14 protein-coding genes are annotated in these 13,928 nt (G+C 63.6%); 6 read left to right on the top strand and 8 right to left on the bottom strand.

Annotated features, from left to right (window positions below):
* Nucleotides 1-8 precede the first annotated feature (8 nt).
* Nucleotides 9-1,133, top strand: a complete 1,125-nt coding sequence (locus IVA88_RS08375; RefSeq protein WP_247496802.1) for a DUF1236 domain-containing protein — start codon at nucleotides 9-11, stop codon at nucleotides 1,131-1,133.
* Nucleotides 1,134-1,182: 49 nt separating this feature from the next.
* On the opposite strand, the gene IVA88_RS08370 is transcribed toward IVA88_RS08375, so the two are convergent.
* The 4 genes from IVA88_RS08370 to IVA88_RS08355 form a co-directional block, all read right to left on the bottom strand.
* Entirely contained in the window at nucleotides 1,183-2,145 is a 963-nt protein-coding gene (locus tag IVA88_RS08370) for a lytic transglycosylase domain-containing protein (RefSeq protein WP_247496801.1), read from the bottom strand.
* 265 nt (nucleotides 2,146-2,410) lie between these two features.
* A complete protein-coding gene (locus IVA88_RS08365) occupies nucleotides 2,411-2,686 on the bottom strand; it encodes a hypothetical protein (protein ID WP_247496800.1) in 276 nt (91 codons plus the stop codon).
* A 78-nt stretch (nucleotides 2,687-2,764) separates the two neighbouring features.
* Entirely contained in the window at nucleotides 2,765-3,622 is an 858-nt protein-coding gene (locus tag IVA88_RS08360; protein WP_247496799.1) for a VOC family protein, read from the bottom strand.
* A gap of 150 nt (nucleotides 3,623-3,772) precedes the next feature.
* Nucleotides 3,773-4,975 carry a urate hydroxylase PuuD gene (locus IVA88_RS08355; protein ID WP_247496798.1) on the bottom strand — a complete coding sequence of 401 codons (1,203 nt, stop codon included), beginning with the start codon at nucleotides 4,973-4,975 and terminating at the stop codon, nucleotides 3,773-3,775.
* A 234-nt stretch (nucleotides 4,976-5,209) separates the two neighbouring features.
* Between IVA88_RS08355 and IVA88_RS08350 the strand changes: the two genes are divergently transcribed.
* Nucleotides 5,210-6,547 (top strand): sorbosone dehydrogenase family protein, encoded by a 1,338-nt coding sequence (locus tag IVA88_RS08350; RefSeq protein WP_247496797.1) that lies wholly within the window; start codon nucleotides 5,210-5,212, stop codon nucleotides 6,545-6,547.
* 46 nt (nucleotides 6,548-6,593) lie between these two features.
* On the opposite strand, the gene IVA88_RS08345 is transcribed toward IVA88_RS08350, so the two are convergent.
* The 3 genes from IVA88_RS08345 to IVA88_RS08335 are packed head-to-tail and all read right to left on the bottom strand — an operon-like array spanning nucleotide 6,594 to nucleotide 8,777.
* Nucleotides 6,594-7,394, bottom strand: coding sequence for an SDR family oxidoreductase (locus tag IVA88_RS08345; RefSeq protein WP_247496796.1), 801 nt, complete (start codon nucleotides 7,392-7,394; stop codon nucleotides 6,594-6,596).
* A 6-nt stretch (nucleotides 7,395-7,400) separates the two neighbouring features.
* On the bottom strand, nucleotides 7,401-7,949 hold the full coding sequence (locus tag IVA88_RS08340; RefSeq protein ID WP_247496795.1) for a carboxymuconolactone decarboxylase family protein: 549 nt from the start codon (nucleotides 7,947-7,949) through the stop codon (nucleotides 7,401-7,403).
* A 15-nt stretch (nucleotides 7,950-7,964) separates the two neighbouring features.
* Entirely contained in the window at nucleotides 7,965-8,777 is an 813-nt protein-coding gene (locus tag IVA88_RS08335; RefSeq protein WP_247496794.1) for an SDR family oxidoreductase, read from the bottom strand.
* A gap of 234 nt (nucleotides 8,778-9,011) precedes the next feature.
* Here IVA88_RS08335 and IVA88_RS08330 point away from each other — a divergent pair, with 234 nt between their 5' ends.
* From IVA88_RS08330 to cyoD, 4 genes are read left to right on the top strand one after another with little or no spacing between them, the layout of a single operon-like run.
* Nucleotides 9,012-9,845, top strand: a complete 834-nt coding sequence (locus IVA88_RS08330) for a cytochrome ubiquinol oxidase subunit II (RefSeq protein ID WP_247496793.1) — start codon at nucleotides 9,012-9,014, stop codon at nucleotides 9,843-9,845.
* Nucleotides 9,835-11,835, top strand: coding sequence for a cytochrome o ubiquinol oxidase subunit I (gene cyoB, locus IVA88_RS08325; RefSeq protein ID WP_247496938.1), 2,001 nt, complete (start codon nucleotides 9,835-9,837; stop codon nucleotides 11,833-11,835). Before IVA88_RS08330 ends, cyoB begins: the two co-directional genes overlap by 11 nt.
* A complete protein-coding gene (locus IVA88_RS08320) occupies nucleotides 11,835-12,476 on the top strand; it encodes a cytochrome (ubi)quinol oxidase subunit III (RefSeq protein ID WP_247496792.1) in 642 nt (213 codons plus the stop codon). The genes cyoB and IVA88_RS08320 overlap by 1 nt, the downstream gene beginning before the upstream one ends.
* Nucleotides 12,473-12,862: a cytochrome o ubiquinol oxidase subunit IV gene (gene cyoD, locus IVA88_RS08315; RefSeq protein ID WP_247496791.1), complete on the top strand. Its 390-nt coding sequence runs from the start codon at nucleotides 12,473-12,475 to the stop codon at nucleotides 12,860-12,862. Before IVA88_RS08320 ends, cyoD begins: the two co-directional genes overlap by 4 nt.
* 219 nt (nucleotides 12,863-13,081) lie before the next feature.
* On the opposite strand, the gene IVA88_RS08310 is transcribed toward cyoD, so the two are convergent.
* Nucleotides 13,082-13,870, bottom strand: a complete 789-nt coding sequence (locus tag IVA88_RS08310) for a thermonuclease family protein (protein WP_247496790.1) — start codon at nucleotides 13,868-13,870, stop codon at nucleotides 13,082-13,084.
* Between the last annotated feature and the right edge of the window lie 58 nt (nucleotides 13,871-13,928).

Below are 13,928 nucleotides of genomic sequence, written 5' to 3'. Positions count from 1 at the left end.
AGTGAACCATGATCCGCCTGTTGGCAACGACCGCACTAGGGTTAGTGCTGGCGAACGCCGCCTTTGCGCAATCGCCAAGCACGAACAGCAAGTCCGAGCAGACGCCGCAATCCCAATCGAATTCCGCAGCTCCGTCCACTACCTCGCCGTCTGGGGCGGCACAAACGCAGCAGCCCACGTCGCAACCGCAGCAGTCATCGACGCCGGGAGCGTCGACCCAGAATACCCAGGCGACCACTCCGTCGTCCGGGTCGGCCAGTTCCGGCTCGGGGACCAACGCCACCAACAGCGCGGATACCTCCGCCCGGCCGTCGAGCGGTACGGCAAACTCAAACACGGCTGGCGACCAGCCTGCCTCCCAGCAGAGCGCCAATCCACCGGCTGCGAACTCCAACCAGACGCAGGATCGCTCCAACCCTCCGTCGAACAATACCAATCAGGCCCAGCAGGCGCCCGGTGCATCTGGAACCAACCAGGCCCAGCAATCGCCGAACGCGCCGAGCAGCAATCAGGCGCAGGGCGAGCGGACCGGCGCCAATTCACAGACCGCGGCCCGCGCTGACGTCAACCTCAACAAGCAGCAGGAGACCAAGATCAGCGCGTCCATCTCCCACCTCAACGTGCGGCCGCTGACCAACGTCAACTTCTCGCTGAACGTCGGCACAGTGGTGCCGCGCGATGTCCAGCTGTCGACGCTACCGCCCGACGTCGTCGAGATCGTGCCGCAATATCGCGGCTACAGCTTTGCGCTGGTGAAGGATGAAATCGTCGTGGTCGATCCGGCGACTTACAAGATCGTGACCGTGCTGCCGTACTCGGGACAGTCCACCGCGGCAACGACGACCACGCGCGAGCGCAGCGCCAGCAAGTTTTCGGATCGCGATCGCGAAGTGATCCGCAAGCATGCGAAGACCCGCACCGAAGGACGGAGCGAACGCCAGACCACCGGCAGCACCGCGCGGTCCGAAATCCGTGTCGGCGACCGCGTTCCGGAGAGTGTCGAAGTCGAGGAATTCCCGAGCACCGTCTACCGGGACGCCCCCGACCTGCGGGAGTACCGCTATATCCATCGCGATTCGCGGACCTATGTCGTCGAGCCCAGCGAACGCCGCATCATCGAGGAGATCGACTAGCTCGCGGACAACGGAAGCCGCTCCATCGAGCGGCTTTCGGATTTGCGCATCAGCCCGAAGATCGTTCGCGGGCTGCAAACCGGATTGCACGGGCCTTGCCGTTCTTTCCGGCCGCCCGCGCTTCGATCATGCCGCGCGCCTTGCCGTGAGCCGAAGCGGTGTTGCGGAGCAGGATTGCGAACCGCTTGCGTGCACGATTCGTATTCAACCGAGCGGCCAGCTGCTCGGCCTTCCGAATGATGGTGGCGGCCGAGGGCGTCAGGTTCACCGGAACCCAGGTAACGTCCTTCGCCTTGGACAGACTGCCGATGCCTTCGCATGGTGCTTCGCGCGGCAGGTCAATCCGGATCGCCAAGGCTTCCGAGCGCGCGGTCCAGTCCTCGGCCTTGGTGCCGGTGATGATGCGGACATAGTCGCGCGTCTCGCGCGGCAGCTCGCTTTCTTTGGCAAGCCATTTCTGGATCCGGCCGGGACCTGCGTTGTAGGCGGCTGCCGCAAGACCGAGATTGCCGAAATCGTCGCGCAGCTTGCGCAGGAATTTGGCTGATGCCGGCAGCGCCTTCATCGCATCAAACGGATCGTCCAACCCGACCTCTGCTGCCGTTTCCGGCATGAACTGTGCGACGCCTTGTGCGCCGGCCTGGCTGACCTCGTTCGACTTGAAGCGGCTCTCCTGCCAGATCAAACGCGCAAAGAACGGCACCGGAATGCCGCTGGCTTCGGCAGCTTCACGAAGCGCGTGGCAGAATCGTTCCGTCGGCGAAATTGGCGCCTGCGCGACAGGCTCGACCGCATGCGGCGGCTCGGGTGTCTCTTCATAGGCCGCGCGTGCATTGGCGAGCTCAAGCGCCTGCACGCTGGCGAGGAACAGCTCGACCACCGGAATAAGTGGCGAGGCTTGAGTGTTTTGAAGAACGGCGTGGTCGAAAGCCGATGGTTGGCGGGACGCCGACGGATCGAAGTCGCACATCAGAATCATAAACGCGGCGCAAGCCGCGACGACAAATCGCATTGCTGGAGCAACCTCGAACTGTGGGTGAACGGCCAGCGCTGCGCCGGCGATAAGCAGTTCTTAACCGTGCGATTGCGGCAAAGCTGCGGTCCCGCCGGTTCCGCAGGTGTTACTACGGTGTTCCCGCCGCGAAACTCTCGGTGGGCTTGCGGGCCACCGTCCCGCAAAGCAGCTTGCTGCCGATAAGCTCAACGCCGCGATCGTGAAGCTTCGGATTCTGCTCGTGCACGCGCTGGGCGATTACGCCAAAGCGCGGCAGACCGCCTCACTCTTTCGGAAAGTCCTTACGCATTGCGATCTCGGCGGCGTCGCCGGGCGACAGCACCGTCTGGTCGAACGCTGCTTGCGGTCTCGTCATGATGTCGTAGAGCGAGATGCCTTTGATGGGCTTGCCCATGAGCTCGCGGACGCAGTCGGCGAGCGTGCCGTCGTAGACGAGATAGGGCGGACCTCGGTCCTTCTGCCTCTCGCCTTTGAGCGACGGCCACTTCTTCAGTTCGGCCGGCGCATCATAGGCGATCGGCGGTTTCTCTTTGAACATGCGCTTGGCGCCTGAAGGCGCGGGTAGCCCAGAAGCCTAGGGCCGCCCGGTAAACGCTTGTTAAAGAATTAGTTCAAATCAGCCGGCAACAAAGGCGAGCAAAGTACCGTTGGCCTTGGCCGGCGGCACGCAGATCGCAGGCCCGCTGCGCACCGCGGCCGAACCGAGCGCCTTCTCGGTGGCTGCGAGATCGCCGCTCAGGAGCACCAGGGCCGCACCACCACGTTCGGAAAGACCTGCGAGCGGCACGCCGGGATAGCGTTTGCCGAGCTGCTCCAGCGTCAAGTAAACGAAGTCGGCACGATCGCCGCCAGAGCGCACCGTCACCGCGCCGTCGGCCTCAGCCTTCGGCTCGCGGTCGATCAGCCGTCCCAAATGCGCGGCTTCCTTCGCGGGCTCGGGCGTCGCGATCAATGTCTGCTTGATCCGCCTTGCTGCATTGGCGTGCTTCATCAGCTCGGGAATCCACACGGTCTCGCGGGTCTTGTGCTGGCAGGCGAAAATGCGCACGCCGCCGGGCGCTTCAGCTGTCGGCCACATGAAAGTGCGGAATTTCGCCGCCGACACCGTGCCATCAGGGAGCGTGACCGGCCGCTCGAAATCGGTCGGGCCGATCGGCTCCAAGCCTCGTGCGCGGATTTCCTCCGCGCCGGCGGTTGAATCGACCGCGGTGAAGGCGATGCGCTCGATGCCCTCACCGCGCTGATCGAGGAAGGCGCGCGCGGGCGCATTGTGTTCGGTCGCGACGAGCACACCGAGCAGCTCCATATAATCCGGATCGAACATGATGGTGTAGTTGCCGGTGCCCATATGCGCGCTGTGGGTGCCGCGCGGCGAGATGGTGAATCCGAGCTGCCGGTAATTCTGGGCGGCCTTGTCGAGGTCCTGAACCATGACCACGGCGTGGTCGATACCGATGACGTTCTTGAGGGCCACTGTTCTTTCCCCGAATGCAAACTGACTTGAGGCCGGCTGGCGGCCATTGGTCCTGTCTACGCCGGATAGGCGGTCAAGTCATTTTCAAATCAGCGGGAAAGGCGGAATTTCATTCCGCGAAATGCTCTCAACGCGTCACAGTCGATGGCGTCAGCGAGCCTGCTCGATATAGGCAGCGAGGATCGCGCGCTCATCGCTGGTCATTTCTGTGATGTTGCCCGGCGGCATCGCATTGGACCAGGCGGCGACGCGGCCGATCAGGCGGATGTTGCGATGGATGTGCTCGGGTGCGTCAAGCAGGATGCCCTTCGGCGCGGTGACGATGCCGGCCCAGACCGGCTCGGCCGCGTGACACATGCTGCAGCGGGACATCACGATCTCTTCGACATTGGCGAGGGTCGGCTGCGCCGACAGCGCACTTGTCTTGATTTCGCGCGGGCCCGCGGCGGAGAGAAAGAGGATCGCGATCACGCCAGCCGCTGCGATGCCCCATACCCACCACGGCGATTTGCGCCCGGCGTGGCGCTCGTTGAAGAAGTGCCGGATCACGGGGCCGAGCGCCAGGATGATTGCGACGATGATCCAGTTGAAGCGCGTGGCATAGAGCAGGGGATAGTGGTTGCTGATCATCAGCACGACGACCGGCAGGGTCAGATAGTTGTTGTGGACGGAGCGCTCCTTGCTGGTCTTGCCGAGCTTCGGACCGGGCGCCTGTCTCGCGATCAGGCTGGCTACGATCTTCTTCTGGTTCGGGATGATCAGCGTGAAGACGTTGGCGACCATGATGGTGCCGATGATAGCGCCGATCTGGTTGAAGGCGCCGCGCCCGCTCAGAACATGCGTGAAGGCGTAGGTGAGGGCGACCAGGAACAGATAGCCGCCGATGGCGAAGGGGAGCTCGCGCTGTGCGAGCCCGGTGCGGCAGGCGCCTTCATAGAGCAGCCATGCCAGCGCGAGGCTGCAAAGGCTGAACAGGCCAGCCTGGAACGGCGTGAGGTCGAGGATCGATTTGTCCACCAGGAACAGATCGGCCTCGAGATAATACACCACCACCATCAGCGCGAATCCGGACAGCCAGGTGGTGTAGGCCTCCCATTTGAACCAGGTCAGCTCGTCCGGCATCTGGGCGGGCGCGACCAGATATTTCATGATCCGGTAGAAGCCGCCGCCATGGACCTGCCAGGCTTCGCCCTGCACGCCGTCCGGCAGATCGCTCGTTGGATTGCTCTTGGGCTTGAGGCTGAGATCGAGAGCGATGAAATAGAAGGAACTGCCGATCCAGGCGATTGCCGCCACCACGTGGAGCCAGCGGAGCAGCAGGCTCGCCCATTCCGATATGATGGATCCCCACATGATCACCCCAACAGATGCGACATCAATGCCGCAGCCTCGATGACCGCAACCGGCGGCCTCACCCTTACAATGTGTCGCACCGATCAGCCGCATTTTCCAGTAGGATGGGCTGCGGCTGATGCACATCGTGCGGGCATGAGCTGACGTGGGATTCGGCAGGCATTTGACCTGTCGCAGAACGTTGCGCGTCGATCGACGTTAATGCGCGACACGTGAAGGCCGGGAGGAAACGACGTGAACAACAGGATTTCGTTCGTGGCGATGTCCGCGGGGTGGCTGGTCGCGATCGCGACCTGTGCGCAGGCCGAGGCGGTGCTGCAGGGCAAGGAGGCCTATGGCGATTGGCAGGCCGACAAGCCCGGCGCGGTCAGGTTGATCCGGCCGCAGGATCTGGTCAGGCCCGGGGCCACGCGGTCGGTTGCGAGTTCGTCGCGCCTGGTGCCGCGCCCGCCGGAGGCTGCGCTTCAGGTGCCGGCCGGCTTCAAGATCGAGCTGTTCGCCGAGGGTCTGCGCGCCCCGCGCATTGTCCGCGTCGCGCCGAACGGGGATGTCTTCGTCGCGGAGACGCGCGCGGGCAACATCCGCGTGTTGCGCGCCGGCGAAGGCGGCAAGGCCGCGACCAACGAGGTGTTCGCTGCCGGGCTGCGGCAGCCGTTCGGCATCGCCTTCTTCCCGAATGGCGACAATCCGCAATGGGTCTACGTCGCCAACACCGACAGCGTCGTCCGCTTTCCCTATCAGGCCGGCGATCTCAAGGCGCGCGGCAAGGCGGAGACGGTCGTAGCGAACTTGCCGCATGATGGCGGCCATTCCACCCGCGACATCGTCTTCACGCCGGATAACAAGCGCATGCTGGTGTCCGTCGGCTCGCTCAGCAACGTCGCCGAGGGCATGGGCACGCCGCCGGGCGGAATGGAGGCGTGGGCGAAAGCGCAACCCCTTGGCGCAGCCTGGGCCAGCGAGACCGAGCGCGCCACCGTGCTTGCCTTCAACCCCGATGGCAAGGAGCGGAAGATCTACGCCACCGGTATCCGCAACTGCGTCGGCCTCGCCATCCAGCCGCAGACCGGGCTGCCGTGGTGCTCGACCAACGAACGCGACGGGCTCGGCGACGATCTCGTGCCTGACTACGTCACCAGCGTGAAGGAAGGCGCCTTCTACGGCTGGCCGTGGTTCTATATCGGCGGCAACGAAGACCCGCGCCACGCCGGCGCGCGGCCGGACCTCAAGGACAAGGTGACGGTGCCCGATGTCCTGGTGCAGCCGCACTCGGCCTCGCTCGGCATGACCTTCTATCACGGCACGCAGTTTCCGTCTGAGTATCAGGGCGATTCCTTCGCCGCCGAGCACGGCTCCTGGAACCGGTCGAAGCGCACCGGCTACAAGGTGATCCGAATCCGAATGAAAGACGGCAAGCCGACCGGCGAGTACGAGGATTTCGTCACCGGGTTCGTGGTGAGCGATACCGAGGTGTGGGGACGGCCGGTCGGTGTCGCCGTGGCGAAGGATGGATCGCTGCTGGTGTCGGAGGATGGCAACGGCACGATCTGGCGGGTGACAAGCGTGCGCTGAGCGAGCGCTCGTCTCCTCTCCCGCAAGAGCGGGCGAGGGAGAGCACCTAGCCCCGCCTCACGCTCGCTCCGCCATCCACCGGCAGCGTCACGCCCGTGATGAAATTCGCCTCGTCCGAAGCCAAAAAGAGCGCGGCATTGGCGACGTCCCATCCGGTGCCCATCTTCCTGCGCAGCGGCACCTTGCTGTCGCGCTCGGCTTCGACCTCGGCGCGGGTCTTGTGCCATTCGCGGGCGCGGGTGTCGACCGCCATCGGTGTGTTCATCAGGCCCGGCAGGATGACGTTGGCGCGGATGCCGTATTCGGCGTTCTGGTAGGCGAGCTGTTCGGTGAAGGCGATCATCGCCGACTTCGTCGCCTTGTAGGCGACGTACGGATACGTCGTGATCGCCGCCATCGAGGAGATGTTGATGATCACGCCGCTGTTCTGCGCGCGCATGATCGGGACCACTTCCTTTGCCGCCAGAATGCAGCTCTTTAGATTGATGGCAACGACGCGGTCAAATGCCTCCTCGGTGATTTGCAGCAGCTCGGCGTCGCCGCCGGCCAGGCTGACGCCGACATTGTTGTGCAGCACGTCGATCCGACCCCAGCGCGCCTGCGCGTCCGCGACCATCGCCTTGATGTCGGCGGATTTGGTCACGTCGGCCTTAAACGCCGCGGCGGTGCCTTGCTTCGCGGCGATCATGGCGGCAGTTTCCTGCGCCGATTCCAGATGATGATCGACGCACAGCACCTTGGCGCCCTCACGTGCGAAGGTGAGTGCGGTGGCGCGGCCATTGCCCATGCCTTCGCCGGGACTCTGGCCGGCGCCCACGACGATCGCAACCTTGTCCTTCAAACGCATCTCAGTTCACTCCCGGATCGGGTACTGCTGGAGTACCTCTTTGTAATATGGCTCGTTGTCGATCTTCATGGTGGCGAGCACGCGCACCACGCTGCAATAGAACGCGATGGTCAGGACGAGATCGACCATGTGCTCGTCGGAGAGATGCTGCTTGATCTCGGCAAAGCTCGCATCCGACATCGCGAGCTCGCGCACCATCTCGCGGGCACCTTTCAGGATCGCCCTCGCCTGTGGCTCGAGCATCGAGGGCTTGCCGTCGGTCTCCGCCATCAGGCCGGCGATGTCCTCGTCGGTGACGCCGAATTCCTTGCCGATCTTCACATGGTGGGTGAACTCGTATTCTGACTTCTCCATCCAGCCGACCTGGAGGATCGCAAGCTCCCGCAGGCGCGGGTCGAGCTTGCTCCTGAAGCGGATGTAGCCGCCGATGCCGTTGAAGGCGCGCGCCATCTCCGGCGAGTTGACCAGCAGCTTGTGCAAATTGGTGTTGCGCTTGAGCATGTCGCGATATTCGGGCGCGACCTGGTCGGCCTCGAGATAGGGCAGGCGGGCCATCCCTGTGTATCCTCTTCAGTGTTCTTGCGATTCGCGTTCGGGGGCTTGCAACGTCACACCGCCGTCGACCACCAGAACCTGGCCGGTGATGTAGCGGGCGAAATTGCTGAGCAGGAACTTGACGGCATGGCCGACGTCCCAGCCGGTGCCTTCGGTTTTCAGCAGTGAGGCCTTGGCGCGTTGCGCGCGCGCCTGCTCGCTCATGCCGCTGGCATAGACCATCGGCGTGTACATCGGCCCGGGGCAGATGCAGTTGACGCGGATGTTATCACGGCCGTGATCGACCGCCATCGCACGGGTCAGTCCGATGATGGCGGCCTTCGACGTCGTGTAGCTCGTGAGCCCGCGCGGCCGCAGCGCCGAGATCGAGGAGATATTGACGATCGCGCCGCCCTTGGCGGTCGTGATCATGGCGGGAATCGCATGCTTCGAGAGCAGGAACATGCTCTCGACATTGACCTGCATGACGCGGCGATACTGCTCCGGCGTCTCGTCGACCACGCTGCCGCGGCTGCCAATGCCGACGTTGTTGTCGAGGAAATCGAGCCGGCCCCAGCGATCGAGCGCGGCTTCGACCAGTGTCTTGCAATCGCTCTCGCTCGTGGCGTCGCCGCCGTGGGCCGCGGCGGTGCCGCCGTCGGCCCGGATCATCTCGACCGTGCGTTCGGCGAGCTTGAGATCGCGATCGGCCACCAGCACCCTGGCGCCGGCGCGCGCCAGCAAGATCGCGGCAGCACGGCCATTGCCGATACCATCGCCCGCAGCGCCGCCTCCGCTGACCATCGCCACCTTGCCGACGAAACCGGCATCGTCCTCGGGGCCCCGCATGTCGTTCTTTCCAATTATTTTCGTGCAGATTAGCAATCGTCCCCGCCGGAGAGAAGGGCGCTCTTCCTGCATTCATGTCATTGACATCGCATGGAATTGCATGTCGCGGCCGGCGCATTGAGCAGGGCCGGTCCGTGCGGTTCAGGAACCGTTTTCACGCGACTGCGTTTGCTGCCGGAGCCTTTCCCGCGCTAGGCTCTGTCCCGGGGGCTTCCCAACCGCAGTGGCTTGCCGATGAATCTGCTCGATCCACAAGGGCCTGTGGCTGCGGCCAACAGCACCATCCTGGTCGATTCCGTCTTCATCATGCTCGCGATCGTGGTGCCGACCATCATCGCGATCCTCGGCTTTGCGTTCTGGTTTCGCGCCTCCAATCCGAAGGCGCACTTTCAGCCGGACTTCGTCTATTCCGGGCGCGTCGAGATGGTGGTGTGGGCGATCCCCGCGCTCACCGTGATCCTGCTCGGCGGGGTCGCCTGGATCGGCTCGCACCAGCTCGATCCTGCAGCACCGGTACCCGGCACCGGCAGCCCGGTCCGCATCCAGGCCGTCTCACTCGACTGGAAATGGCTCTTCATCTATCCGGATCAACGCATCGCCACCGTCAACACGCTGACAGTGCCGGCAGGCGCCGAGCTGAATTTCCAGCTGACGTCGTCGAGCGTGATGAACACGTTCTTCATCCCGCAGCTCGGCAGCATGATCTACACCATGAACGGCATGGTGACGAAGCTGAACCTGCGCGCCGACAACGAAGGCAAGCTGCAGGGCCTGTCGGCGCATTTCTCCGGCGACGGCTTTCCGGACATGATGTTCGACGTCAACGTGATCTCGCCGCTCGCCTTTCCCGACTGGGTCGCGACCACGGCGAAGAGCAATGCTGTCCTCAATGAAGAAAGCTACAAGAAGCTGATGCAGCAGGGCATCGAAAAGGGCAGGCCGGCCTACAGGCTCGACGATCCCCGGCTGTTCGACCTGATCGCGACCCAGCATATTCCGCCGGGACCGGGGCCGGAGCTGGCATCCGAGGCAGGCCGGTCGCACAGTGGAGGCCATGATGCTCGGTAAGCTCGATTGGTCGGCCATCCCGTTCGATCAGCCCATCCCCCTGATCGCGGGCGCGGTGGTGCTGGTCGGGATTCTCGCGGTGCTGGCTTGGGTCGTGGTGAAGGGGCACCTGCCCTATCTCTGGCACGAATGGATCACCAGCGTCGATCACAAGCGCATCGGTGTCATGTACATCCTGCTGGCTTCGGTGATGCTGCTGCGCGGCGGCAGCGACGCCATCATGATGCGGATCCAGCAGGCGGTCGCCTACCAATCGCAGGGCTATTTGCCGCCGGAGCACTACAACCAGATATTCTCCGCGCACGGCACCATCATGATCTTCTTCGTGGCGATGCCGTTCGTGATCGGGTTGATGAACCTGATCGTGCCGCTTCAGCTTGGCGTGCGCGATGTCGCTTTCCCGACCCTCAATTCGGTCGGCTTCTGGCTGACCGCGACCGGCGCGCTGCTGGTCAATCTCTCGCTCGTGATCGGCGAATTCGCCCGCACCGGCTGGCTCGCGTTTCCACCGTTGTCGGAATTGTCCTATTCGCCGGGCGTCGGTGTCGACTATTATGCGTGGTCGTTGCAGATCTCCGGCGTCGGCACGCTGGTGGCCGGCATCAATCTCGTGACGACCGTGCTGAAGCTGCGCACCAAAGGCATGAACTATCTGCGCATGCCGATGTTCTGCTGGACCACGCTGGCCTCGAACCTCCTGATCGTCGCGGCCTTCCCGATTCTGACGGCCACCCTGGCGATGTTGCTGCTCGACCGCTATCTCGGCTTCCACTTCTTCACCAATGAGGCCGGCGGCAACGTCATGATGTTCATGAACCTGATCTGGGCCTGGGGACATCCCGAGGTCTACATCCTAGTCCTGCCGGCGTTTGGCATCTTCTCCGAGGTGGTCTCGACCTTCTCCGGCAAAGCGCTGTTCGGCTATCGCTCCATGGTGCTGGCGACCATGGCGATCTGCGTCATCTCATTCATGGTCTGGCTGCATCACTTCTTCACGATGGGCGCGGGCCCCGACGTCAACGCCATCTTCGGCATCGCCAGCATGATCATCGCGATACCGACCGGGGTGAAGATCTACAACTGGCTGTTCACGATGTATGGCGGGCGCATCCGCTTCGCCACGCCGATGCTGTGGTCAATCGGCTTCATGGTCACCTTTATCATCGGCGGATTGACCGGCGTGCTGGTCGCGGTGCCCCCGGCCGATTTCATGCTTCACAACAGCATGTTTCTGGTCGCGCACTTCCACAACGTCATCATCGGCGGCGTGCTGTTCGGCGCCTTCGCCGGCTTCGAGTACTGGTTTCCGAAGGCATTCGGCTTTCGCCTCGACGAGCGCTGGGGCAAGCTGGCGTTCTGGTTCACCTTCTTCGGCTTCTACGTCACCTTCATCCCGCTCTACGTCGCCGGCATGCTCGGCATGACGCGCCGCATGCAGCATTACGACGTCGCGGCGTGGCGGCCATGGATGCTGGTTGCAGCCGTCGGCATGGCCGTGCTGACGATTGGCGTGATCTGCCAGATCATGCAGATCGTGGTCAGCATCCGCAACCGCGAGGCCCTGCGCGACCGCACCGGCGATCCCTGGGACGGGCGTTCGCTGGAATGGGCGACCTCGTCGCCGCCGCCGGTGTTCAACTTCGCCTTCAATCCCGATGTGCGTGGCGAAGATGCTTATTGGGATATGAAGGCCCACGCCAAGCAGCAATCGCACGAGCATGACGCGCCCGAGTATCATGACATCGAGATGCCCAGGAATTCGCCGACCGGCTTCGTCTGCGCGTTCTTCGCCACCATCATGGGCTTCGCGCTGATCTGGCACATCTGGTGGATGGTGGTCTTGGGCGGAATCGGAGCGTTCGCGACCTTCGTCGTGTTCGCCTGGCGCGACCACGACGAATACGTCATTCCGGCCGAGGAGGTCGCGGCAATCGACCGCGTCAATCTCGCGGAGCGGCGCGATCTCGTCAGCATGGCGGGGACAGTCTGATGGCGATGACCGCAACCGCGGACCGTGCGCACGCCGATCCCCATCACATCGGCGTCGTCATCGAGCATCCTGGGCCGGCGCCAAAGCGCATCGTGACTGCCTATGGCTTCTGGGTTTTCCTGCTCTCCGACATCGTGATGTTCTCCTGCTTCTTCGCGGCCTATGCGGTGCTGGCCGACCAGACCGCCGGCGGCCCGAAGGGTTCGGAGATATTCGACCAGCGGAATGTCGCGATCGAGACGGTCTGCCTGCTGCTGTCGAGTTTCACTTGCGGCATGGCCAGTATCGCAGCCGATGTTCGCAACCGGTTCTGGTTCTACCTCGGCATGGCCGTGACCTGCGTGCTGGGGCTCATATTCCTGGCAATCGAGTTTCGCGAATTCGCCGACCTCGTCGCCCGCGGTTACGGCCCATCGCGCAGCGCCTTTCTGACGTCGTTCTTCTCGCTGGTCGGCTGCCACGGCCTGCACGTCTCCGCCGGCGTGCTGTGGCTCCTCACCATGATGGCCCAGGTCTTTGCGAAGGGCTTTCGTGCCGACGTCCTGCGCCGGATGATGTGCTTCGCGCTGTTTTGGCATGCGCTCGACATCGTGTGGGTCGGGGTCTTCTCCGTCGTCTACCTGCTTGGGAGTGGCACATGAGCGATCAGACGCATATGCTGGCCGGCCATGACCTTGCGCCGGGCGATGAGGAGCAGCACAGCGTCGGCGCGCGCATCCTCGGCTACGTGGTCGGCCTTGCGCTTGCGCTGCTGCTGACGGCGACCTCGTTCTTCATCGCGGGTACGGATCTGGTCTGGCAGCCTTCCATTCCGGTCGCGCTGATTGTGCTGGCGATCGCGCAGATGGGCGTGCACCTTGTGTTCTTCCTGCACATCACCACGGGCCCCGATAACACCAACAACGTGCTGGCGCTGGCGTTCGGGTTGCTGGTGGTCTTCCTGGTCGTCGGCGGCACCGTCTGGATCATGTCGCATCTGAATGCGAACATGCCGCCCATGGATCAGATCATGCCAATGCGCCGTTAGCGCATTGTGCAAAAAAGAAGAGCCGCTTGTTGTGACAAGCGGCCCAAGTCTAGGGAGGAAACGCCCGAGCAAAGCAATCGGGCCGGAGCCGGATTGCCGCCAAGGAAACGCTCGCGCAAAGCGCTTGCGTACGCTTACAAATGCAGCAACTCACGATAGAGTTCAATTCCGGATGAATACTGTCTCCGGCTACCGCTCACGGGTGCGTGATGAGCTTCGTTATTTCGACCGGCGGCAATTATATGCCTTGCGGAAGCCTGCGGCCTGGGCGTCGTCCTCCGAGCAGAACCAGCGATCCGGCTTGGTGGTTGCGGGGTAGCTCGGGCAGCCCCGTAAATGGTAGATGCCGATATTGCCGGTGACACGCGCGCGCACCGCGAGCTTGCCCTTGATGCTACAGCTCGGCGGCATGTTCAGATCCTCGGGAAACAACACCGTGCGAATCTCCTTGTCGCGGTCGGCGCGGCAGGCGGCGCCCAGCAGCGCGCCGTCCTTCTTGCCGGCGCGGAATTCTTGCGGTGCAACAAAGCAGCCCTTCCAGATTCCGGTCGAGGCCGATTTGGCATCGGCTGCGGCCGACTCGACGTTCGCCTTGACCGGCTCGCGCGCGATGGCATAGCCGAGCTTGACCAGCTGCTCGTTCAAGCTGGTCTTGTCGCCCTCGGCCGTGCAGATCGCGCGGTGCCGCTTGCCAAAGCTCTTTTCGGGGCCGACATCGTCGCAACGCACCGATCGCTTGCCGATCAGCTTGGCGAGCTGGTCGCGGGCCTCGATGCCGCAGGTCCAGGGATCGGCGTGGTCGTCGATGCAGACCTGGTCCAGCTCGGGCGCGTCAACGCCGTCGAGGCGGTAGGTGACATCGCCGAGCTGGATGGCATTGCCGTCGCGAACCGTCGCGGCGGCGGTCAGCGCGGAGGCGGGGCCGGAGGTGCCCAGAATTCCGGACAGAGCGAGAAACAATACGAGCGCGAAAGCGCGGGCGGCGGCAAATGAATTCTCGAAGGACATAAGGTCTCGCTATCGATGGCTCTTTCGCCTTGTTCCTAGCATCCGGATGTGGCGATAC

Source organism: Bradyrhizobium sp. 149, assembly GCF_023073915.1.
In the GTDB taxonomy this organism is placed as follows: Bacteria; Pseudomonadota; Alphaproteobacteria; order Rhizobiales; family Xanthobacteraceae; genus Bradyrhizobium.
This window is presented reverse-complemented; position numbering and strand designations above follow the sequence as displayed.

Excerpts from the sequence above, each read along its gene's own strand:
- cyoD (WP_247496791.1), top strand. The coding sequence starts at position 12,473 with ATGAGCGATCAGACGCATATGCTGGCCGGCCATGACCTTGCGCCGGGC.
- IVA88_RS08345 (WP_247496796.1), bottom strand. The coding sequence starts at position 7,394 with ATGCGTTTGAAGGACAAGGTTGCGATCGTCGTGGGCGCCGGCCAGAGT.
- IVA88_RS08340 (WP_247496795.1), bottom strand. The coding sequence starts at position 7,949 with ATGGCCCGCCTGCCCTATCTCGAGGCCGACCAGGTCGCGCCCGAATAT.
- IVA88_RS08320 (WP_247496792.1), top strand. The coding sequence starts at position 11,835 with ATGGCGATGACCGCAACCGCGGACCGTGCGCACGCCGATCCCCATCAC.
- cyoB (WP_247496938.1), top strand. The coding sequence starts at position 9,835 with ATGCTCGGTAAGCTCGATTGGTCGGCCATCCCGTTCGATCAGCCCATC.
- IVA88_RS08365 (WP_247496800.1), bottom strand. The coding sequence starts at position 2,686 with ATGTTCAAAGAGAAACCGCCGATCGCCTATGATGCGCCGGCCGAACTG.
- IVA88_RS08370 (WP_247496801.1), bottom strand. The coding sequence starts at position 2,145 with ATGCGATTTGTCGTCGCGGCTTGCGCCGCGTTTATGATTCTGATGTGC.
- IVA88_RS08375 (WP_247496802.1), top strand. The coding sequence starts at position 9 with ATGATCCGCCTGTTGGCAACGACCGCACTAGGGTTAGTGCTGGCGAAC.
- IVA88_RS08310 (WP_247496790.1), bottom strand. The coding sequence starts at position 13,870 with ATGTCCTTCGAGAATTCATTTGCCGCCGCCCGCGCTTTCGCGCTCGTA.
- IVA88_RS08335 (WP_247496794.1), bottom strand. The coding sequence starts at position 8,777 with ATGCGGGGCCCCGAGGACGATGCCGGTTTCGTCGGCAAGGTGGCGATG.
- IVA88_RS08330 (WP_247496793.1), top strand. The coding sequence starts at position 9,012 with ATGAATCTGCTCGATCCACAAGGGCCTGTGGCTGCGGCCAACAGCACC.
- IVA88_RS08355 (WP_247496798.1), bottom strand. The coding sequence starts at position 4,975 with ATGTGGGGATCCATCATATCGGAATGGGCGAGCCTGCTGCTCCGCTGG.